General features: G+C 35.0%; 14 protein-coding genes. 4 read left to right on the top strand and 10 right to left on the bottom strand.

Annotation, left to right across the window (positions count from 1 at the left end; genetic code table 11):
* The first annotated feature begins 127 nt into the window (after positions 1–127).
* The 3 genes from JI750_RS17505 to JI750_RS17495 all read left to right on the top strand — a co-directional run bounded on the left by JI750_RS17505 (position 128) and on the right by JI750_RS17495 (position 5,394).
* Positions 128–1,120: an FAD:protein FMN transferase gene (locus JI750_RS17505; RefSeq protein WP_202005071.1), complete on the top strand. Its 993-nt coding sequence runs from the start codon at positions 128–130 to the stop codon at positions 1,118–1,120.
* A 505-nt stretch (positions 1,121–1,625) separates the two neighbouring features.
* Complete coding sequence (locus tag JI750_RS17500; protein WP_236673078.1) at positions 1,626–4,025, top strand: TonB-dependent receptor; 2,400 nt, start codon at positions 1,626–1,628, stop codon at positions 4,023–4,025.
* A gap of 37 nt (positions 4,026–4,062) precedes the next feature.
* The gene (locus JI750_RS17495; RefSeq protein WP_202005068.1) at positions 4,063–5,394 is read left to right on the top strand and encodes a DUF4374 domain-containing protein; all 1,332 of its coding nucleotides are present in this window, start codon (positions 4,063–4,065) and stop codon (positions 5,392–5,394) included.
* A gap of 292 nt (positions 5,395–5,686) precedes the next feature.
* Here the strand turns inward: JI750_RS17495 and JI750_RS17490 are convergent, their stop codons facing one another.
* Positions 5,687–6,562 (bottom strand): NmrA family NAD(P)-binding protein, encoded by an 876-nt coding sequence (locus JI750_RS17490; protein WP_202005066.1) that lies wholly within the window; start codon positions 6,560–6,562, stop codon positions 5,687–5,689.
* An 81-nt stretch (positions 6,563–6,643) separates the two neighbouring features.
* On the opposite strand from JI750_RS17490, the gene JI750_RS17485 reads away from it, so the two are divergent.
* A complete protein-coding gene (locus JI750_RS17485; RefSeq protein ID WP_202005063.1) occupies positions 6,644–7,009 on the top strand; it encodes a winged helix-turn-helix transcriptional regulator in 366 nt (121 codons plus the stop codon).
* 18 nt (positions 7,010–7,027) lie between these two features.
* Here JI750_RS17485 and JI750_RS17480 read toward each other — a convergent pair whose 3' ends face one another.
* The 9 genes from JI750_RS17480 to JI750_RS17440 form a co-directional block, all read right to left on the bottom strand.
* Positions 7,028–8,464 carry a serine hydrolase gene (locus JI750_RS17480; RefSeq protein WP_236673077.1) on the bottom strand — a complete coding sequence of 479 codons (1,437 nt, stop codon included), beginning with the start codon at positions 8,462–8,464 and terminating at the stop codon, positions 7,028–7,030.
* 125 nt (positions 8,465–8,589) lie between these two features.
* Positions 8,590–9,726 carry a helix-turn-helix domain-containing protein gene (locus JI750_RS17475; protein ID WP_202005060.1) on the bottom strand — a complete coding sequence of 379 codons (1,137 nt, stop codon included), beginning with the start codon at positions 9,724–9,726 and terminating at the stop codon, positions 8,590–8,592.
* Positions 9,727–10,068: 342 nt separating this feature from the next.
* On the bottom strand, positions 10,069–11,019 hold the full coding sequence (locus JI750_RS17470; protein ID WP_236673076.1) for a M20/M25/M40 family metallo-hydrolase: 951 nt from the start codon (positions 11,017–11,019) through the stop codon (positions 10,069–10,071).
* Positions 11,020–11,163: 144 nt separating this feature from the next.
* Positions 11,164–12,210, bottom strand: coding sequence for a sialidase family protein (locus tag JI750_RS17465; protein WP_202005057.1), 1,047 nt, complete (start codon positions 12,208–12,210; stop codon positions 11,164–11,166).
* 143 nt (positions 12,211–12,353) lie between these two features.
* The gene (locus JI750_RS17460; RefSeq protein ID WP_202005054.1) at positions 12,354–13,952 is read right to left on the bottom strand and encodes a SusD/RagB family nutrient-binding outer membrane lipoprotein; all 1,599 of its coding nucleotides are present in this window, start codon (positions 13,950–13,952) and stop codon (positions 12,354–12,356) included.
* A 16-nt stretch (positions 13,953–13,968) separates the two neighbouring features.
* Entirely contained in the window at positions 13,969–17,055 is a 3,087-nt protein-coding gene (locus tag JI750_RS17455) for a SusC/RagA family TonB-linked outer membrane protein (protein WP_202005051.1), read from the bottom strand.
* Between the two features lie 262 nt (positions 17,056–17,317).
* Positions 17,318–19,978, bottom strand: coding sequence for a glycoside hydrolase family 3 protein (locus JI750_RS17450; RefSeq protein ID WP_202005038.1), 2,661 nt, complete (start codon positions 19,976–19,978; stop codon positions 17,318–17,320).
* A gap of 15 nt (positions 19,979–19,993) precedes the next feature.
* Complete coding sequence (locus tag JI750_RS17445; protein WP_202005035.1) at positions 19,994–22,234, bottom strand: GH92 family glycosyl hydrolase; 2,241 nt, start codon at positions 22,232–22,234, stop codon at positions 19,994–19,996.
* Positions 22,235–22,246: 12 nt separating this feature from the next.
* Positions 22,247–23,731: an alpha-L-fucosidase gene (locus JI750_RS17440; RefSeq protein WP_202005032.1), complete on the bottom strand. Its 1,485-nt coding sequence runs from the start codon at positions 23,729–23,731 to the stop codon at positions 22,247–22,249.
* Between the last annotated feature and the right edge of the window lie 26 nt (positions 23,732–23,757).

Genomic DNA, 23,757 nt, shown 5'->3' with positions numbered 1-23,757 from the left:
TTAAATTTCTGATTTTCAACTTTTGACTTTCGACTTTCGACTTTTGACTTTCGACTTTTGACTTTCGACTTTTGACTTTTGACTTTCAACTTTCGACTTTTGACTTTCGACTTTTTAATACATTTTCATGCATAAATTATTATCATATAAAATTTCATTGTTTTTTATAATTGCTTGCAGTTTATCTGCACACTCGCAAGTATTACGAAAAAGAACAACGCTTTTGATGGGCGGGCGTTTTGATATTTCTATTGTAGATAAAGATTCACTTTCGGCAGAAAAAAATATAGATGAAGTTATTACCGAAATTACCCGAATTGAGAATTTAATTTCCGATTGGAAACCAACTTCTCAAGTCTCTGAAGTCAATCAGAATGCTGGAATAAAACCCATAAAAGTGGATCGCGAAGTTTTTGAATTGACCAAAAGAGCGATTCAATTTTCTGAAATTACCAATGGCGGATTTGACATTAGTTTTGCAGCAATGGACAGAATTTGGAAATTTGACGGTTCGATGACCGAAATGCCTTCGGCGGAAGCCATAAAAAAATCAGTAGAAAAAGTCGGCTATAAAAACATTATTCTAGACAGCACAGAATCTACTATTTTCTTAAAATTAAAAGGAATGAAAATTGGATTCGGCGCTTTAGGAGAAGGTTACGCTACCGACAAATGCCGCGCGATGATGATTACAAAAGATGTTCAAGCTGGAATTATAAATGGTTCTGGCGATATGAGCACTTGGGGAAAACAGCCTAATGGAAAAGATTGGAAAATCGGGATCACAAATCCGTTTAAGCCAGAGAAGATTTTGGCGGCAATTCCGCTTAAAGGAGGTGCTGTCACTACTTCGGGCAGTTATGAAAAATTTGTTGTTTTTAACGGAAAGCGTTATTCGCATATTATAAATCCGGCAACGGGTTATCCTGCTACTGGTTTGTGCAGTGTAACAGTCTTTGGCCCAAACGCCGAAACCGCCAACGGATTAAGCACTTCTCTGATGGTTTTAGGCCAGAAAGATGGTTTACTTTTACTTCAAAAATTTCCCGATTACAGCTGTGTTTTGATTACCGATAAAGGGAAAATTGTTAAGTCTAAAAACTTCGCTTATAAGTTATAAGTTATGAGTTATGAGTTGCCAATTGATAATTCGATTGTCTTCCTGAGCGAAGTCGAAGGATATACGCAAAGTGTATTTTTGATCATTGAAATGAAATAATCTCGCAAAGTCGCTAAGACGCAAAGTTTTTTCTCAAAATCAGTTGCCTACAGCTTTAGCTGGAGGTGAAAAATAAAGCTATGTAAGGCTTTAGTCGAAATAAGTTTGGTTAAAGCCTTTTCATTTTTTTTCAGTTAGCCTCTAGCTAATGCTGGAGGCAACTCGTAAATAAACTTTGCGTCTTAGCGACTTTGCAAGATTAAAACATTTACTGTAGTACGCTTATCCTTCGACTTCGCTCAGGAAGACAAAACACAAATCCATATTTTACAATTCACATTTCACTAATAACATTAAAAAAACATTAGAACCTCTCTCTAAATTCTAATAATCTTCTAATTGCTTTATTTAGATTAAATTTAAATTATCATATAAGTTTGCAGTCCTATAAATAGTAAACTTACATATGAGAATTCTTTACGCTCTCTTTTTTATGATGACTTTTTCTGGCTGGTCTCAAACCGGAAAAATTACTGGAAAAGTCTATTTTACCAATTATGAAACCGCTTTTGGAGCGTCGGTTCAAGTAACGGGAACAAAGAAGTTTGTTGTAGTTGATAATGATGGAAATTTTGAAATAAAAGGTTTAGCGTACGGAAGTTACGACTTGGAAATTTCGTCAATGGAGGCTAAACCAAAAAAGGTAAACATTTCTCTCAATCGCCCATTACATCAAATAAACATTGCGTTAGAAAAAATAACAGATCCGAAAGCGCTTAAAGAAGTTAAAATCGAGAAAAAAAGCTTCAAAAAAGATATTATAGAAAAAGGTTTTGCCGTAAATGTTATTGAAACGCAGGAAGCTGCAAAAAGGAATCTTCAGACCAATGATTTATTAGATCGTTCTGGCGGAGTAAGAATCAGGCAAAATGGCGGTTTAGGTTCTGCTGTAACGTATAATATTAATGGAATGTCTGGAAATGCCATCAGAATTTTCATTGACGGAGTTCCTATTCAGACTTATGGCGCTTCTTTCAGCTTAAATAGCATTCCACCCGCTTTAATTGAAAGAATTGAGGTTTTTAAAGGTGTTGTTCCCGCTTATTTAGCCGATGATTCACTTGGAGGCGCTATTAATGTGGTTTTGAAAAAAGGAGCTAAAAATAGTTTAAATGCTTCTGTTTCTTATGGATCTTTTAATACTGTCCAATCTAATGTTAATGCATCTTTTAGAGATAAAAATGGCTTTACTGTAAAAGCAAATGCATTCCAGAATTATTCTGACAATGATTATGAAGTTTGGGGAAAATGGGTTTACAATATTGCGCCAAACGGACGTTACGAATACATTCGTGCAAAGAGATTTGAGAGTATGTATCGTTCTTTTGGGGGACGATTAGAAGCTGGTTTTACCAATGTCGATTGGGCAGACAATCTTCTTATAAGCTACAATGGCTCTCAAGATTACAATCAAATTCAGCATGGGCAATACATGACGAAACCTTATAAAGGGCGTTTTAGTGAATCGGCAGCCAATGTTTTCAGTTTAAATTATAATAAAAAAGACTTCCTAATTAAAAACCTAGATTTTTCTCTTATTTCGGTTTACAGTCACAGAAACGATGTGATTAACGATACCGTAAAATGGAACTACAATTGGAATGGCGAAAAAGCACTTGGTCTTTACGGTCAACCTATTTTAACCAATACGGGAGCACAGCAAGGAGCGCCAACCATCAATCATATGAAATCGGATATTTTTAATACTCGTGCAGGTTTAAATTATTCGATTACCGAAAATCATAAAGTGCTTGTGAATGTAATGACCTATATTCTTGATCGAAATGATTTTGATGAAATGCAACCCGAAATTACCCGAAACTTTATTATTACTCGAGATTTAGCCAAAACAGTTTCTTCTTTTGCTTATGAAATGACAGCCTTTCAGTCTCGATTGAGAGCCAATCTTTTCCTAAAAAACTACAATATGAAGAATGAACAGAGAGATCCTCAGATTGTAACCGAAAACGGACAAAATGTAGTAAAAGAAGTGGTTACATCTAAAAGAACAAATTACAATGGATACGGAATGGCAACTTCCTACTCTATTCTTCCTAAAATAATGGTTATGGCTTCTGCCGAAAAGGCAATCAGACTTCCTTCAGAAAATGAAATATTTGGTAATCCTGGAGAAAACATCATCAGCAATTCTGGTCTAAAACCTGAACAGAGCAATAATTTTAATGCCGGCTTGCGTTTTGGTCCGTATGAAATGAATCATCACAAATTTACGGTTTCAGGAAATGCTTTCTGGAGAAATACCAAAGACAAAATTGTACGCCAGATTAGTGATCGTGTAAATGAAGCCATTCAAGCTTCTCCCTTTGTCAATTTAGGGAAAGCTCAATCTGTAGGTTTTGAAGCTTCTTTTCAATATTCATACAACAATCGCTTTTTTGCAGGCATGAATCTTTCAAAATTCAATTCGCTATTTAAAGATAAATACGATAAAAACGGAAATATTCTTCCAAATTACAACAAACAGCTTCCGAATGAACCTTTCTTTAATTTGAATGCCAATCTTCAATACAACTTTAGAAATGTAATTCAGAGCAAATCAGAACTTAATTTGTACTACTACTGCGGATATGTTGCTCCATTTTATACCTCATGGCTAGAAACCGACAGAACTACAGCGCAATTTCCTCAAGATTTAGGTTTAAGCTATGTTTTCCCGAATAAACAGATTACAGTAAGTTTTGATGCAAGAAATGTTTTTGACGAACAAGTTTATGACAATTTTGCGGCCCAAAAACCAGGAAGAGCCTTTTATATAAAACTCAACTATACCTTAAATAAATTTTAATCATTCAATACATAACTAATTTTTAAATGCAATAAAAATGAAAAAAAACACATTTAAATTATTTACTTCTAGCTTGCTAGTTGGTGCATTTGCATTGACCACAGCTTGCAGCAGCGACGATAACAAAAGTTCTGAACCTGTTAATCCAGAAACAGACGGACGTTGGATTACCGTAGCTGGAGCAGTAATGCAGACAGATCCAGGAGACGGAAATGGCGGAACAAAAGTTTATGCTATTAGTAAAGCAAATGCCATTGATCCTAATTTTTCTGTAAATGTTTACGATCAAGGTGTACCCGTTCAATCTAGCAGAACGGCACGTTTACAATCTTCTGTTGATGGAAGCACGCTTTTCAACATCACGTATACTGGGGCAAACGGTGGGGAATTCATGACGTACAAAGTAAATGGAGGAAACAATTTTGCACAATCTGATGCGAAAGTAAATATTTCTCAATATGCTGGCACTTCTCCAAGATGGGTAAAACTTTTTGATGGAGATAAAACTGGTGTTGCAGTAAACATTGCTACTCCAATTGTTAGTGTAAACGAAGACAAATCATATAAAAACACAAGAGGAAAAGCGACTGTTTTGTCTTTGGATATGAAACAGACTTTAATCTCTGCTTACAAACAATATGACATTCCGTTAACTGCTGAAGAAGAAGCTCAAGGACACCATATTTTCCGTTTAGATGCTCCAACATTGAACAAGGCAGGAAACAAATTAATCATCGGAACTTGGATGCGCAAAACAGACATAACTAACCCAAAAGAAAACGAAAGCACATTTACACGTTTAGGATCTAAATCGGTCGTGGTTGATTATCCTTCTTTAGAAAATCCAGTTGTGATTACTTCAAAAGTTGGATTTGGAGACACTAGCGGATACAGAAGTTTCAATAGTTTTGTGGCTACTGACGGAAATATCTATCAAGCAACACAAAGAGATACTCAAAAAGGTTCTTATATCTTAAAAATCAATCAAAGCAATCAATACGATGACAATTATGTATTTAGTTTAGATACAGCTTTAGGAGTTAAAGGAAGCTATATTGATGCATGGAGATATGTTGGAAACGGTATTGCCTATGCGGTTTACACTTTTGAAGGAACGAACCAAGGTTATTTAGCAAGACTTGATCTGAATGCAAGAACAGCTCAAAAAGTTGAAGGTATTGATTATGATGCCGATTTAGATTTTGGTCAATATCAAGGTTTTGTAGTTGATGGAAACAACTTCTACATTGCTGTAACTCCTGTTGGAAAAGATGGTAATATTTATGTAATTGATATTCCTTCAGGAAAAGTTACTAAAGGTGCCAAATTATTGAACAAACCAGGAAACCACTACATTGGGGTATTCTAAAAATATACGGCTGTGAAAACAGTTTGTGAAAGATTCATCACTTGAGTTTTTTTTTAATCGAACATTCCGCTTCTATTTATAGTAAGCGGAATGTTTTTTTATAGATTGTGAGTAGTTGGAGTGTATTTTATTTAAACACATAGAAATATATATTTTTATTGCTTCTATTTAAGATTATATAAAAAGCAAGCTTTAACACATAGCTATGTGTTTTTAAACAAGTGAAACGCCTTTTTCAAGCTTGCAAAACTATGTTTCTATGTGTTTAAAAATTTTAACCAACAGCTTACAATTAGAATTTTGAAGCAAATTCTTTTGCAAAATCTTCTAATTTAATTTTACCAGTTGCATTTCCATCATTCTTTAAAAAATCGGCAACGATAGTTTCGTTTCTTAATCCTGTTCCCATTTCGGTATATAAACCTGCCATTTCTTCTGGAACACCCGCTTGTGTCATTCCGCCAAAATATTGCTCGTCTGTAAATTCGACCCAAGGAAGTTCTGGTTTATCGATTGCAGATCCAAAAGCTTGTACAATTTCTGAAGGCGTTTTTACATCACTAATGATATAACGAATGTTTTTACCTTCTTGAGTTTTTTGTAATTCTTCTGCTGCAGCCGCTGCAATATCCTCTGGATGCACCAACGGAATACGGTTTGATGCTGGGAAATTTGCTCCCATAATCCCTGCTCCTTTTATCATCGGAATATCATTAAAGAAATTAATGTAAAAATATCCAGCTCTTAAAAAAGTAATTGAAGCGTCTAATTTCTCGTAAATCTTCTCGATATTATGCAAACCTGCAATGGGTCCGTTTCCTGTTGGCAAATCAGCTCCAATACTGCTTAGCATTACTACTCTTTTAATATTAGTTTCTTGAATTGCTTTCGCGAAAGCGGCACCCGCATCGGTAGTATTCTTTACAATATTTACTCCGCCCATATTTGGAGGTGTCATGGCAAAAAGAGCATCTGCACCTGTAAAAGTTTTAGAAAGAAAATCGGCATCGCTAACCGATCCAATTGCTGCTTTTGCGCCTAATTCTTCAATGGCAGATTTTCTATCTGCATTACTGCTTATAACGGTTACATCGTGACCTGACTCTACTAATTGTACCGTTAATGGCTTTCCTATGTTTCCTAATGAACCTGAGATTATAATTTTCATCTTTAAATGTTTTTTTATTTAACAAGACAAAGGTATCTTTACACTTACTTTTACACAAGTACTTACCCTAAAGTATGTATCATGACAGCAATTAAAGAATCGTCTACTATTCAGGAAAACAAGCAGTATGCCTTAGAAAAATGTCCCGTAACTTTTGTTATGGAGAAAATTGGAGGCTACTGGAAACCTATTATTTTGTACCATTTATCGACTGGAGATAAACGTTACAGCGAATTGAAAAGAGCTATTCCGGCGGTAACAGAAAAAATGCTAATTCAGCATTTAAAACAACTAGAAGCAGATGGATTAGTAATTCGTGAGGCAAAACCTGTTGTGCCGCCATTTGTAACTTATACATTAAGTAATGCAGGAACTGGCCTGCTGCCTGTTATTGATGCTATGGCAGCTTGGGCTTTTAAAGTAAAAGACGGCGTCTATACCATTTAATAGACACCGCCTTTATTCCTAATTATTCTCCTCTATCTTCTTGATTTTGTCTATCATTTTTTCTGCATTCCCGTTTGTTCCACCAAATTTTATTGCTTTTTCGTAGCTGTTTAATGCTAAATCGTATTGTTTATTTGCGTAATAGGCTTCCCCTAAACTATCAAATAGATTTGCATTTGTAGAAAATTCTTTTGTTGCCAATTTAAATATTTCTATTGACTCAATATTTTTGCCAGCCCTTAATAGCTCATATCCTAATGTATTTAGTTCACTTGGGTTCGCAAAGCTGTACTCTTTCTCGGAATTTTTTTTGAGAAAATAGTATGTTTCAATACCTTTATCTACATCATTAAGCGCTTCTTTTCTTATCGCTCGATAAATAGATTTTTTCGGGATTTCGTATTCTTTTCCTAACATTAAGTTGTGAATAATATGCCCTAGATCCCAAACTCTATTTAGATTATTGGACAATAGAATTATCGTGATCTTATTTTTAAAATCGTTTAAAAAAATGGATTCAAATTTATACGATACTCCATTGTGTCTCTGCAGTTCATCTTTTTCAAAGTATCTGCCAAGTGATCCGCCCTCGTCAATTGCATATGGATTTTGCAGCAGCGTATAGAAGGACTCTTTTGATATTAAACGATTATTATTCATCGCCTTAATCCATTTATAGAGATCATTTATATCTACCCAAAGCCATCCGCTAATAAATTCCAATTCTGGGCATTTCAAATTATCAAAATCATAACAAGACGTTCGATTTTTATAGCCAATTTTTGGCTCAAATACCGAATTTGTCATTTTCAATGGTTTAATTATATTTTTAGTAACAAATTCCTCATATGGTATTCCAGATACCTTTTCAATAATCCTTCTTTGCAAAAAAACATTACTATTGTCATACCTATAAGCAGTTCCAGGTTCAAACAACAAACTATCGCCGTTTCTTAAGATTTTCCAAGCTTCCTCATCATTCTTAGGCACAAGTGGGTCAATTCTAGGAATACCACTAGCATAATTGATAAGATGTCTTATCGTAATTTTTTCTGACCATTTGGGCAACCCTAAATTAAATTTGGATATTTTGTCATCCAGATTAAGAAGGCCACGTTCAGCCAAAATCATTATTGAAACCGCATTAAATTCCTTTGCAATAGAGCCAATGTTAAATATTGAATTATTGCTTAAGGCAGTTTGCTTCGTTTCATCGGTAAAACCAAATGATTTTTGGTAGATGATTTTATCATTTTTAGCGATTAGCACATTTCCATTAAATAAACCCCTTTCATAGCACGTTGCCATTAAAGAATCAATTTGGTTGATATTAGCTAATTCCTGTTTAGTCGAATTTTGATGTATTTTCTCTGCTTCTTTTAAATTATTTAATTTTTGGGCAGAAAGCGCATTTGTAAATAAAATTACTGCTACTAATAAAAATTTGATATTCATTTTTAATTATTTTTTTCGGAGATAGAATTTGATTGATTGTCTAAAACTTGCAGCAAATATGCTTTAAAACGTCTCAACAAACGACCGACTAAAAAAAGTCGAACCCTTTTCTAAGAAAAAATGAATTAATTTGAAGGCTTTCTAAAATCACTTGGAGTTTTTCCAGTATATTTTTTAAAAGAAGCACTAAACGACGATTTGGAATTGAAACCAACCTTATAGAGAATTTCTTGAATGGTAAGTTCTTTTTGCAAAGGATCTTTAAGCATTTCTTTAGCTTTTTCGATTCTATATTCATTTACGAAATCAAAAAAGTGCTTATTCATATACAGGTTAATTAACGTAGATAAATCTTTAACGGGCATTTTTAATTGTTCTGCCAAATCCTGAATCGTTAATGAACAGTCTAGATAAGGTTCATTTTTAATCATAAAATCTTTTAGAGATTCTATTTGCTTATTTTTTTCGTCATCAATTACAGGAGACAATTTTTGTTTTGGGGCAACATCTGTAATCGGTTTAAAATGAGAATTGATGCCTCTAAAAAACTCTGGATTATTTAACGCAACAAAAAGATACCAACAGGTACAAAATAAAAAAGCAAACCCATCAAGGGTTACAATCCAAGCTCTTATTTCTCCCCAACCAAAGATAAAAGTAACAAGCCACCTTAAAAGCACAATAAAATGCAAAACATAATATAGAATTGTAATTTTATAAAGTGCGCCAAGCAAAGAGATATCTGGATTTGTATAATTCTCGAGATAGATGGTTTTAGATTTTCTAATCACCAAAAATGAAGCGATAAAGTAAACTTGGAATAAAAATTCAAAGAGAAAATAAAAAAACTGCATGGTAAAAGTCTGATTCATAGCATTTATAAAACTTATTTTTGCAGCCCTATCTTCAAAATATATTCCATACATTAAATACAAATTGAAAGCAACAAATGGAATCGTGTGTAATAAATGTTTCGATTTTAAGCGAAAGTTGGAAAAACAAATCGACAATACATAGAGATAAAACGATGCTGAAACCAAATAGTTGATACTCCAACGAAATGCTTCGAGATTGATGAAATTAACAGGGAAATCACGCATCAAAAATTTTAATGCATCTATGGCATTAGCAAAAAGAAAGAAAGCAAGAAGGCGATTTCCTAATTTATATTTTGTTTTAACGGTAAACAAAAATAAGGCAAGAAACAGCACCAAAAATATTCCTATAAGTGCTGCTATTTCCAAAAAGCTGTATTTGTCCATAGTTTTTTTAACTTACGCGCAATTTAGAATTTAAATAGGAAAGCTTAAAAAAGTATAGAAGATTTTCTCCAAATTTTAAAAAATATTTCGCCAAGTGCTAAAAGTGGTATTGTCATAAATAGTAACTGTCATGCTATGTGCTTATTTTGAAATAGTTAAAAACAAAGTATAAAAAAATAAACCCTTAAAAAATCTTCCCAAATCTTGGAATTGATCTAAAATCTAAGACTTACATAAAGTAAACAAAAATGGCGCCGACCGTATTTAGTTGGCGCCATTCGGCAATTTTTTATCTTTTTAGTGTTCTAAACTAATTTATTCTTTATAGAAAATAGCTTTGTTTTAATTTTGCTTAATAAAAATTAAAGCGTTCTCGTAATTGGCTATTTGGATAAGGGCATTAAAAATATATTTTGAAACCAATGCACCTCCGTCTGAATTAATCAGATCAATATCATCGTCTGGCGTATGGTATTGCGGATGTCCGCCTGTATGAAAACCAACCGCCGAAATAGATTCTTTGTAAAAAGAAACATGATCAGAACCACCAACATCTCCTGCGTGAATGACAGGATTTAATCCTGAGTTTTCTTGCAATTTTTTCATTAATTCTACTCCATTCGGAAAAGTTCCTGCTCCGCCCATATAAAGCTCTTTTTTATCATTCAATCTTCCAACCATATCCATATTGAGCATTACTCTGACAGACTCTTTAGGAACGGGAAGATGATTGACGAAATACTTTGAACCCAACAATCCTTCTTCTTCTCCACTGAACGAGATAAAAATGATGCTCCTTTTGGGTTTTACTTTCATCTTGGACACTTCTTCTAAAATGCAAAGCAAAGCCGACACTCCAGAAGCGTTATCATCTGCTCCGTTATGAATGGCAAAGGCTTCTTTCTTTTTACTTCCAGAACCTTGTCCGCCCCAACCCCAGTGATCATAATGCGCACCAATTATTATGTATTCGTTTTTCAAATTAGGATCAGAACCTTCAATATAACCCACAACATTTTGCGTAGCCACACTATCCGATTTCATTTTATTGATTCCTTCTTTGACAAATACTTTGAAAGGCTGATAATAACTATCATTGAATTGCTGTAAACCATATTTCTTAAAATTTTTTTTGATATATGCAGCTGCATCGTTATTTCCTTTAGTTCCCACAAAACGACCTTCTAATTTATCTGATGATAAATATTTATCATGTTTGTAAAAAGTATTAGCCATTTGTGCATTCACGAAAGTGCAGCAAAAGAAAAGAATTGCAATAAAGAGTTTTATCATAATTAGTTGTCTATAGAATGGAACGCGGATGACACAGATTCGCCTTGCGAAAACGCGGATAAACGCAGATATTATAAAAAACTCCGTAAAATCAGCGTCTTTACAAAGTAAATCCGTGTCATCCGTGTACCATCAATTCAAAGATTATAAATCAAAAGAGGTATGTTTAATATATTTTCTATCATAAGTATACAAAACGTGTATTCTTTTGTCGGTGGTTTGAATGATGGCTGGATAGCTAAACTCTCCTTTTTCTTGTTTTTCTAGATCAAATAGTTTACTCCAATTTAAACCATCTTTAGAATATTCAACATCTAGAATATTTCGTCCGTTAAACCAATCTTTACCTATTGGAAGCGGATTATTTACTAGCAAAAACAGGTTTTTATTAACTGTCAAAGCATCAATACCAGAATTAGAATTGATTACATTTATAGTATTGGTTCTTATCCAACTTTTACCATTGTCTCCCGACCAGCTAGAAACTATTTTATTGTGTTTGCTTCGAGACAGCATCTGAATATCACTTTTGCTATGAATTAAAAATGTCGGCTGAATAACATTAAAATTCTGGTTGTTTTCTACCGTTATTTTCTTCCAAGAATCTGTTGCTTCTGTGTATTCTTCAACATGCACACGCCATTGGTCTGTGTTGACGCTTTCTGTGCTGCTTCCGCATAAAATTACACCTGGAGTGGTTTCGATTGGCTTATTTCGGATTGGTCCTAAAATTCCGTCTGGGAGATATTTTGGTTCTCCCCAAGTTGTTCCGTTATCTTTTGAAATCATCATAGCACCAAACCATTCTCTCGGATTTTTTCCGATTTTATAAAACAAATACAAATTCTGGCTTTTGCTTTTAAACAGAACCGGATTCCAACAAGGAAGCGTATCTCCGTTTTTAATTAAGGGCTGAATCAATTCTTTTGGCGTAGACCATTTTTTGTCTTTGTAAGCCGAAATATAAATTCCGACATCTTTTGCACCTTCATATTTTCCGCCAAACCAAGCAGCTAGAATTTCGTTTGGTTTATATTCAACTAAAGTTGAGGCATGGCTATTGGTTGTAACAGGCGGATCTGCAATATAACTGCTTTCAATATTTACAGCTTTTAATTGTGCCTTTGTTTCATTAGAAAAAAGAAATAAAGCAAACAATGCTGCAACAGTATATTTTGTCTTTAAAATCATTTTATTTTGATGAAAATTAATATTGTATGTTATGAATTAAAGTTGGGGCAAAAATTCACAGGTCTTCATAAAAAACAAAAGGAGAGTTACCTCTCCTTCTGCTCAAGTAACAAATCTATTGATCTTTTACTTTACCAAATTAATTATTTTGTGTCCCACCAAAGTCTTGTTCCACCTGAATCTGGACCTCCTAATTTAGCAACTCCGCCATCTACAGCTTCTTTGTTTGATGAGTACTCATTTGTAGTGTAAATAATTCTTTTCATTAAAGATTTACCAACTCCTGCATCTGGATTATCCGTATTTAAAACTGGATAAATTACTTTAGCATCACTTCTTCTTAAATCTGCCCAAGCCTCCCAAGATTCAGGGAAAATTGCTAAGTATTTCTGAACTGCAATCTGAGTTCTTTGATCAGCAGTAGATGCAGACCATGCAACTGGCAATTTAACTGGAATATCTTGTAAATCTAAAGTTGGATATAAAGTCAAAATGTTTGGCAATGTAGGCAATGTAGAACCATTGATGTAAGCACTAACTGCAGCAGCATCTGTGATTCCCCATTGTGCAAGAGATAATCTAATACCTGTTTCATACAAAGTTTTAGCATCTCCGCCCATATTCCATCCATTTAAAGCTCCTTCTGCTCTACTTAAATAGTTTTCAGAAGCCATAAAGATTTCAATGTTTTTAGTTTCGCTAAGCGTATTAGCAGCACCATTTCCTAAAACATCATTGTTAAAAGCAGAGAATTTAGTAGTTCCAAATTGATCTTCTAAACCTCCAACTGGGTTTCCTCTATATACTTTAGTCGCAGCTGTAGCATCAAGTGGAGCAAACCATTTTTCTAAACGTGGATCCTGATATCCAACTAAGATACTTTCCATAGAAGCTGTCATTACATAACCCCAACTATTTACAATCATGTTTAAGTTGTTTGGCGTAATGTTACTTGCTTTAAAGAATGCACTTTGATCGTTTGTCTGCATTACTCCAGCAGCAACCGCAGCTTCAGCTTGAGTTTTTGCATTTGCAGGTTCTTTATCAGAAATTCTTAAAGCCAAACGTAATCTCATACTGTTTCCAAAGATTCTCCATTTGTCAACACTTCCTGAATAAACTCTATCATTTGGGGCAAGAGAAGCAACTGAAGTTGCAGAAGTAGAAGTTAATGTTGCATTTGCTTCATCTAATAATTTAAAGAAGTCAGCATAGATAAATTCTACACTATCGTAAGGAACTTTATCTTTTCCATTACCTGCTTCAGTATAAGGAATTGGTCCGTAAGCATCAACCATTTGGTTGTACATAAAAACTTTCCAGATTTTAAGAATAGCTGTAGCTTCTGCATTTCCTTCAGATGCTTTAAAAGCATTTGATAAAGCTGGAGCAGCAACGGTGTAAAATCTTGTCCATCCTCTACCTTCGTATCCGTTAACAAAAGCATTTCTTTCAGTACCGTAGCCACAGTTTAAATAGTGGATAAAAGTTGATGATAAAATACCAGTAGCAATACCCCAAGTACCTTGGTCATCTACTCCTGGAGAAGAATAAGAACCATTATGGATACCTGCGTACAATGCAGATGCAAATGCAGGCCCAGCCAATGTAGCATCTAACTGATCTTCAGTCAATGAATTAGGATCTTTGTTTATTTCGTCAAAATCGCCAGTACAGCTTGACAAAATCGAAACTGCCATTAATGCAACTCCTAATGTTTTTATTTTAAAACTATATTTCATGATGTCTCTTTTTTAATTAAAATCCGAATTTAACATTAACTCCATAATCTCTCGTTGATGGAATATTGAAAGATTCTATACCTTGTAGGTTTCCTGTTCCTGCTCCAGCTTCTGGATCAAAGTATTTAGCTTTGTTTAAGAAGAAGAACAAGTTTCTACCTACTAATGAGAAATCGATACTTGAAAATCCTGAGTTACCTAATAAGCGTTTTGGCATTGAGTAACCAAAAACAAGCTCTCTTAATCTGATGTTTGTAGCATCATAAATAAATGGCTCTGCAATAGGAGTTCTTTGTCCGATTGCTGTCCAATATTGTTCAGCATTGATACTAGTAGTATTTGGAGAATAAGTTCCGTCTCCATTAGCTACAACACCATCAACAATAATTCCACCATTTCTTCCTGCTAAAGTAATATCACTTACCCCTAAACCAGCTTGTCTAGCTTGAGTGTATGAAATTACTTCACCACCAATTCTAAAGTCAACCAAGAAGCTTAAAGAGAAATCTTTGTATTTGAAGCTGTTTCTGAAACCTCCTGTCCAATCTGGATTAAAGTTACCCGCACGAACATCAAAACCATTTGTTGCCAATGGAATACCTGCACTATTAACAATGATATTTCCGTTTGGATCTCTTTGGAAACCTTTGATGTATAAATCACCATATTCGCCTCCAACCACAACTTTACTTCTTACTAAACGTCCTTCACCAAGAACTAATTCATCTCTTCCGTCATAGATAGATTTTACTTTAGATTTATAAGATGCGTAGTTTGCTGTAATATCCCAAGTAAAGTTTTCTGTTTGAATTGGAGTTGCAGTAAGCGTAAGCTCGATACCTTTATTTTCAATATCTCCACCGTTTACGATAGCTCTAGAATATCCAGAAGGCTCAGGTGTATTGATGTAGAAAATTTGGTTATTAGTTAAGGTATTGAAATAAGTGAAATCTAAACCTAAACGGTTGTTGAAAAATCTAACATCAGCACCAAACTCTGTAGAAGAAGAAATCTCTGGTTTTAAGTTTGGATTTGCTTTTGTGCTTTGTCCGTATAACATACCACCGTTTCCTCCGATGTATGAAAATCTTTGTTGTGTCTGATAAGGATCTGTATCATTACCCACTTCTGCATAAGAAGCTCTTAATTTAGCAAAACTAATTACTTCTGGCAATGTAAACATATCAGAAAGAACAGCTGAAAGTCCGAAAGATGGATAGAAATAATCCTGTGGCAAAGTAGAAGACCAGTCATTTCTAGCCGTTAAATCTAAGAATAAGTAGTTTCTGAAACCAATTTGTCCAAACCCATAAATAGAGTTAATTCTTTTTTCTGAAGCTGTAGAAGTAGATTGAACTGTCTGTACGTTTGATAATGCAAAGAAGTTTCTTTTACTTAAAACACCACCAGAATTTAAAGCTGAACTATTTTGTTGTAATGAACTCGCACCACCATTAAGACCTACAGAGAAATCTCCGAATTTTTCATTGTAAGAAAGTAAAGCATCAATATTTAATTCGCTTACTGTTTCATAAGATTCGCTGTAAGAACCCATGTTACTGTTGAAAGCTGCAGTAGCATATCTGTTTCTTACGTTTTTGTTTGTCATTTGGTCTAAACCAGCTCTACCTTGTAAGCTTAACGTTTTTGTAAACTCATATTTAAGAGAAGCTAAACCAATAAATCTGTTTCTTTTATCTGTACGAGCATCATCTCTTAAAGCAGACCAGAATGGGTTTCCTCCAGGAGCTCCAGTTTCGTCAAGGAAATAGTTTACTTGTCTTTGTCCTGCAGCATCAAAATATTCGAAATCTTTGTAATCGTTGTAAGCAATACTACGAGGCAATAAATAAGCAGATGTTCCGATAGATTCTTCACCAGTTCTCAATAAGTTATCGATATCCTGAACGATGTAATTTGTTTTAGCATCTAAAGTTAATTTATCAGTAATCTTGCTTGTCAATCTTAAGTTAAGATTGTGTCTGTCCATTTGGTTTCCTCCAACAATACCTTCAGCACGTGTGTTAGTATAAGAGAAATAACCTTGCGCTTTTTCGTTTCCAGCAGTAACCGTTAACGTGTTAGCTAAGTTATAACCTGTTTTGTAGAAATCAATAACGTTGTTTGGCTGTGGAGAATAGCTTTGAGTCGGTGATCCAGCATAATTTGGATTACGAACCAATTGCCAAGCAGATACCTGACGTCCGTCTAAAGGCGCACCCCAGCTTGAGCTTGAGTTAGAAACATAATTTCCGTTTGTTCCTTGTCCGTACTCATTTTGTAAATTCATCAAGTTATAAGCCGAAGAAGCCATAAAGTTAGATGATAACGAAACAGAAGTTTTTCCTGCTTTACCAGATTTAGTAGTAATTACGATAACACCATTTGATGCTCTAGAACCGTAAAGAGCTGCTGCAGATGGTCCTTTAAGAACAGTCATCGAAGCAATATCTTCTGGGTTAATATTAGAGATACCATCAGGCTGAGTAGTTCCTCCTGTATCAATGTCAGGATTTGTGTTTGTTGTTCCGTTACTAATTGGCACACCATCTACTACGTAAAGAGGTTGGTTGTTTCCGTTAAGAGATCTGTTACCTCTTAATGTAATTCTAGAAGAAGAACCGACACCGTTTGAAGTTGTAGAGAAGTTAAGACCTGCAACTTTACCAGAAAGTGAGTTGGCAACGTTTAATGATCTTGCTTCTGATAACTCATCTACAGAAACGTTTTGTGCAGAATACGTAATGGCTTTTTTCTCTCTCTTAATACCAAGAGCTGTTACCACTACTTCTCCTAGCTGCTGCGTATCTGGCCCAAGAGTTACATTAATTGTAGATTGAGATCCCACAGCAACTTCCTTTGTAGCAGATCCTACGTAGGTAAAAACTAAAACTGCTGATTGATTAGGAACGTTAATGCTGTACTTACCATCAAAATCTGTTGAAGCACTTGTTTTAGTTCCTTTAACAATAATATTTGCTCCAGGAATCGGAATCCCGCTTTGAGCATCTGTTATCGTTCCTTTTACTGTTGTCTGCGCTTTTAGGGCTTGAAACCCGAAAAGGCATATGACAAACAGTAATTTTAGTACGTTTTTAATCATATTAGTTGTTTTTTTAGAGTTAATAACATGTTAAACTTAAGAATACATTCTGTTAACAAAATATAATTTCGACAAATGACAATTTTGAAAAGGTGTTGGTAAATCTTTAGTGTTTTATTGAAAGAAAACGTTTTCATTTGTAATCCTACTCTGCCTTAAATTAAAAGACCAAATTCTATTATTGAATAGAATTTGGTCTTTTATAATTGTATTCATTTTTTTACAGCAAAAACGCCGAAAAATCTTCGGCGTTTTTGGGTTTTTAGTTCAAAACCTTGAATTTAGTTTTAAGCAAATCGGTCGAATTTCCGCCGACCATCACTTCGAAATCTCCGGGCTCTACAACGCGTTTCATTTCTCTGTTCCAAAGAGATAGCTCATCTGGCGTAAGTGTAAATTCAACATTTTTTGTTTCGCCTTTTTTGATATTTAATCTTTTGAATCCTTTTAATGTTTTTTCAGGTGTCGTTGTACTGCTGTAAACATCATTAATGTACAATTGAACCACTTCGTCTCCATCTCTGCCTCCCACGTTTTTAACATCAACAGAAACTTTTACTTCGCCGTTTGGCTTAATTTCGGTCATATTCAGTTTTAAATTAGAATATTCAAACTTTGTATAACTTAATCCGTAACCAAATGAATATAAAGGATGTTCGCTTTCTGCTACATATTTATGAATCGCAGATGGCTTTTGGTTATAATATATAGGTAACTGCCCAACTGATTTTGGAACTGTAATTGGCAATCTTCCGCCTGGGTTATAATCTCCAAATAAAACATCTGCAACCGCTCTACCGCCTAATTCACCCGGAAACCATCCTTCTAAAACTGCTGGAATATTTTCAGAAATCCAGTTTGTAGAAAGTGGACGACCGTTTAATAAAACGCAAACTACTGGAGTTCCTGTTTTGTGAATTTCTTCAATTAATTGCTGTTGGATTCCGAATAAGTCTAAAGAAGCTACGTCTCTGTTTTCCTCTACCAATTCGTTAGATTCTCCTAAAACTACAATCGCAACATCTGCTTTTTTAGCGGCATCGATTGCTGGCTGTAAGTTTACTTTTTCTAAATTCCAACGGAAATGAGCTCTGGCTCCCCAACCTCCTTCCCACATTTCAATGCGGACTTTATATTTTTTACCTTTTTCAATGTTTTTTGGAACGGTAACCATACTTGTAGCTCCTTTTGTCCAGTTGTCGATTACCAATTGGTCATCGATATACATTCTGATTCCGTCATCAGAACTTAAACCTAACCAACCATCAAGAGCCTGATCAGATTTTAAATATCCTGTCCATCTGATAGAAAAATCATCCACATTTACACCATCTCCTGGAGCCCAAGGCCAGTCAAACTCTAATTGACTGTCAATACGAGTCAATGCCGGCGTTCCTTCTAAGTTTCTGTTATTGAAATACTCTCCTTTTAATCCGTTTTGAGATTCATCTGGAGTAAATAAATATTTAGATGGAATAATTTGTCCTTTTACAATTAACGGAACTCCTTCTTCGTAAACTACATTAGCTGTTTTTCCAACCAATTCCTTAACTCCTTCATAAACCGTCATTCCGACACTGTTTTTTGGAGCATAACCACCAAGTCTTGAAGCATTTGCGTTTGGTCCGATAACCGCAATATTTTTCAGGTTTTTACTTAAAGGCAAAGTGTTGTTGTCATTTTTCAATAAAACCATAGATTTCTGTGCCGCTTCTAAAGCAACAGCTTTATTTTCTGGAGTATGAAAACGCTCTTTAATCAGATTTTTATCTGTGTATGGATTTTCAAATAACCCTAATAAGAATTTCAAACGTAAAACTGCTCCCGCTGCACGGTCGATATTTTCAGTTGTCAATTTCTTTTCATTTACCAATTCAATAACAGTACTCTGCCAGAATTCGTTCGAAAAATCATAAAACTGCATATCTACACCAGCAGAAACTGCTTCTCTAATAGCGTCTTTTGGAGAATCGGCCACTTTGTGTGTTGTCTGAATATATTTAATAGCTCCTAAATCTGAAACTACCAATCCTTTAAAGCCCCATTCTTTTCTCAAAACATCCGTCAATAACCAGTGATTTGCAGCACAAGGAATTCCGTCTAACTCAGAATAAGCACACATCGTTCCTAAAGCACCGCCTTTTCTAAAAGCTTTTTCGAAAGATGGCAAATGGTCTTCTCTTGCAGAACGTTCTCCAACCAAAATCGGAGAAGAATTTCCTCCCGCTTGCGGAATACCGTGAACCGCAAAATGTTTTGGTTCAGCAATAATAGAACGATCTGATTTTAAATCGTCTCCCTGCAATCCTTTAATAAAAGCCAAACCAATTTCGCTATTCAGGAAAGCATCTTCACCAAAAGTTTCAGCAACACGCCCCCATCTTGGCTCGCGTCCTAAATCTAAGTTTGGTCCAAAACCAAAATGAACTCCATGCGCTCTGGCTTCCATACCAATTACTTTTCCTACTTTGTCCATCGTAGCAACATCCCAGGTTGCTCCAAGACCAATGTTCATTGGGAAAGCGGTACTTCCTTCGTCTAAATATCCGTGAAGCATTTCGCACATAATTAGCGCCGGAATTCCCCAACGATTTCCTTTGATTACATTAGTCTGCAAATCATTAATCATTTTCGCTGAACGCGGATACAAATCATGAATTGCTCCGATTCCTAATTTTCCGATTTTTTCTGCAGATTTAGATTTAGCAAAATCTTCTTTATCTTTAAAAAAATCTCCTCTGTACATATCCATCTGACGCACTTTTTCTTCAAGCGTCATACGGCTTAACAAGTCTTGAACCCTTTCTTCTACTGGTAATTTGGCATCCTGATACGGATACTTTTTCTGGGCGTGGATCTGGTTTAAAAAACCAACAGCCATTACAAAAATAATGGCCGTTTTTCTCATTCTTAATTGTAACATAGTTGTGTTGTGTGTTTAGTTTTGAATCACCTTAAGCTTTGTGCCATTCACAAAATCATCATGTGAAATAAAGAAAGTATTAAGTGATTTTCCGTTTAGCTCAATCGAATTGATTTTTCCACCATTATTTTCTTGTCTTTCAATAATGATGTTTTCTTTTTTATAATATCTTGGATCTAATTTGATTGTTACTCTATGAAACATCGGCGTCGTAATTGTATAAATTGGATCTCCCGGAGATATTGGATAAATTCCCATCATCGAATACACTAACCAAGCCGACATAGTTCCTGTATCATCATTCCCTGGTAATCCTTTTGGTTCATTTTTGAAATATTCGCGAACCAATTTCTTTACCATATCCTGAGATTTATATTCTTCGCCTTTCACATAATTGAATAAGTACGGATTGGCAATATCTGGTTCGTTTGCCATATCAAACTGTTTGCTATCGAAGATTTTCTGCAATTGTGCCGAAAATGCCTGATCTCCTCCCATTAATTTTTTCAATCCGATAATATCGTGAGGAACCATGAAATTATACTGCCATGCATTTCCTTCGATAAAACCAATGTTTTCTTCAAAATTGGCTCCTGAATTTGGGTCAAATGGCTCGTACCATTTTCCGTCTGGCGTTCTTGGACGAAGCAGATTTAAGTTTTTATCGAATAATTTTCTGTAGGATAATGAACGTTCTTTAAAACGTTTTACATTGTCTTTGTCACCGAATTCGTTGGCCATAAGCGAAATAGAATAATCTGAAATATTATATTCCTGAGTTGTAGAAACTGGGCCTTTGTTGTCGGTTGTCAAATATCCTTTTTTGATATAATCTTTCAATCCAGGACGAAGCGGATTATTTTCAACATTATCTGCGCCTTTCAACATCGCATAATAGGCTTTATTAACATCATAATCACGAACTCCCCTCATGTAACTATCTGTAATTACAATACTTGCAGGGTCTCCAACCATGGTAAAAGTCTCAGTCGAATTCAGTTCCCATTTGGGTAACCAGCCGTTTTCATCAAACATAGTCAACATACTTTTCACCATATCAGATTGCTGTTTTGGATAAACCAAAGACATCAATGGATGTACATTTCGGTACGTATCCCACAAAGAAAATACGGTATAACGGGTGTCATCTGTTTTCGCAATTTTACTTCTTTTGATTACGGGATATTGTCCGTTAATATCATTTAAAGTATTTGGGTGAATTAAAGTGTGATACAAAGCTGTGTAGAAAATTGTATTGTCATCTTTTGTACCACCTTCAACCAAAATTTTAGACAATTCTTCGTTCCATTCGCTGTAGGTTTCTTTGTAAATTGCATCAAAAGATCTGTTACCAACCTCTTTTGCTAAGTTTTCACGAGCATTTTCGATACTTACATACGAAATTCCAATCTTCACTTCAACCGTTTCTTGTTTGTCGAATTTATAGGTAAAATAACTTCCAATACTATCACCTACTACGGTTTTAATGGTATTTTCCATTATTCTCGCTTTTCCGTTGTAACCCATCCATTGTGCTTCAACGCCGTTGTATTTTGCAGTTTTTTTCCAAACTCCAAATTTATGGGCAGGTTTAGAAAATTGAGCCACAAAATAAACTGGATAAGCATCTTCTGGGCTATTGTAACAAAACGAACCAACCGAACGCATTCCTTCAATTTCTGTAGAAGAAACCACTTTTATCATTGCTCCTTCTTCATTGGTTAATCCCAATCCAAGATTTAATAAAATATTAGATTGCCCTTTCGGGAAAGTGAATCTGCTCACGCCCACTCGTTTTGAAGTGGTAAATTCGCCTTTAACTTTGTATTTGTCGATGTTTACGCTATAATAAGCTGCTTTGGCAACTTCATTAGAATAAGTTGAACCGTATTTTAAGTGATCGATTTCAACTGCTCCAGTTGTTGGCATCAATAAAATAACACCCAAATCTGGACAGCCAACTCCGCTTAAATTCACCTGACTAAATCCTGTCAAAAAGGTATTTTCATTCACATACGGATTCGAAAGCCACTGACTGTCTTTTTCCATTGGAGTATTCTTTACTCCAGCCACATTAAACGGACTGATACTTGCCATTCCACGCGGAGCAATTGGTCCCGGATAAGCCGCACCATAATTGGAAGTCCCAATAAACGGATTCACGAAATCGGCAGGTTCCTGCGCAGAAATCGTAATGCTAAAAAACAGCATGCAAAAAATACATGCTGTTTGAAATTTGTTTGTATTTAAAACCATAGGTTTCATTTTTTATCTGTTGATCGCTTCAATTTTTAAAGTCCACGCTTCTTTTGCAGGAAGATTATTTCTTAAGCTTTCTGGAATTACTACTTTAAATCCGTTTCCTTCTTTTGTCCATTTTAAAGAAGTTTTAGAACCTAACATCGTAATTTTTGTTCCTTTTTTAGGACTGATAGCTTTTACAGTAACTTCAGCAGGAATTTTGTCTTCTCCTTCTTTAGCTAAATAAAATGCAAATACATTACCCGCTTTATTTTGTGTAAAACAAATGTTTTCTTCTTTGTAAGGTTCGATTGGTTTTGTGTTGTAAATCGCTGTGTTGTTTACTTTCATCCAGTCACCGTAAGCTTGTAATAAATCGTACGCACCTTTATCCCATTCTCCTTCTGGACTTGGAGCAACGTTTAATAATAAGTTACCACCTTTTGCTACAATATCAATCAACAAATGAATACCTTGTCTTCCTGTCATGTATTGAGCACCTGGAGAATAAGACCATCCACCACCTGCTGGAATACAAGATTCCCAAGGATAGGGTAATGTTTTTTCAGGAACACGTCCTTCTGGAGTTAAATAGTTTTGGTTTTTACCGTGAACCGCTCTGTCTACCACAATTAATCCTGGTTGTTTTTGACGTGCTTTAACAACCAATTCATCCATTTTTGGATCTTGATCTACCACTCTGTGTTTAATGAAACCGTTTTTAGATTCGTTTTCAGTAAATTTCTCGTCGTAGTTTTCTTTGATGTTCACTTGGTCTCTTTTTCTAACCCATCCTCCATCTAACCATAAGATATCTACTTTTCCGTAATTAGAAAGAATTTCTAAGATTTGGTTGTGCGTGAAATCAACATATTTCTGCCATTTTTCAGGGTATAAAGACGGATCGTAGTTTACGTTTCTGTCGAATGGAGGAAAATAAGGATCCCAATAGTTTTCGTTATGCCAGTCTGGTTTAGAGAAATAAGCTCCAGTTGAAATACCTTCTCCTCTAAAAGAGTTGAAAATTTCTTTTAAAACATCTGCTTTCGGGTTCGTATGAAAAGGAACATCTTTACTCGTAATCTTGTAATCAGAATATTTAGTATCATACATATTGAAACCATCATGGTGTTTGGTGGTAAAAACCATGTATTTCATTCCCGCATATTTAGCCGCTTTTGCCCATTTTGCAGGGTCGAATTTTACTGGATTAAAAGTCTTTCTTAAACCTTCGTAATCTTTGATATAATCATTATAATTAGATGGATTGCTTCCTTTTTTACGTTCGCACCATCCATAATCTTCTGGACAAATAGACCAAGATTCTACAATACCCCACTGGCTGTAAGTTCCCCAATGCATTAGCAATCCAAATTTTTTGCCTTGCCATTCGTCTAAGTTCTTTACAACTAACGGATCAGTTTCTGGTACGTATCTTTCATCTTCATAAATCGCCTGAGCGAATATCTGAGCTGAAAATAAAAGGGCGATTATGAATATTCCTTTTTTCATCTTTAATCTAATTTATAATTTATTAT

Origin of the sequence: Flavobacterium tagetis, from assembly GCF_016735615.1 — a bacterium.
GTDB lineage: Bacteria > Bacteroidota > Bacteroidia > Flavobacteriales > Flavobacteriaceae > Flavobacterium > Flavobacterium tagetis.
This window is presented reverse-complemented; position numbering and strand designations above follow the sequence as displayed.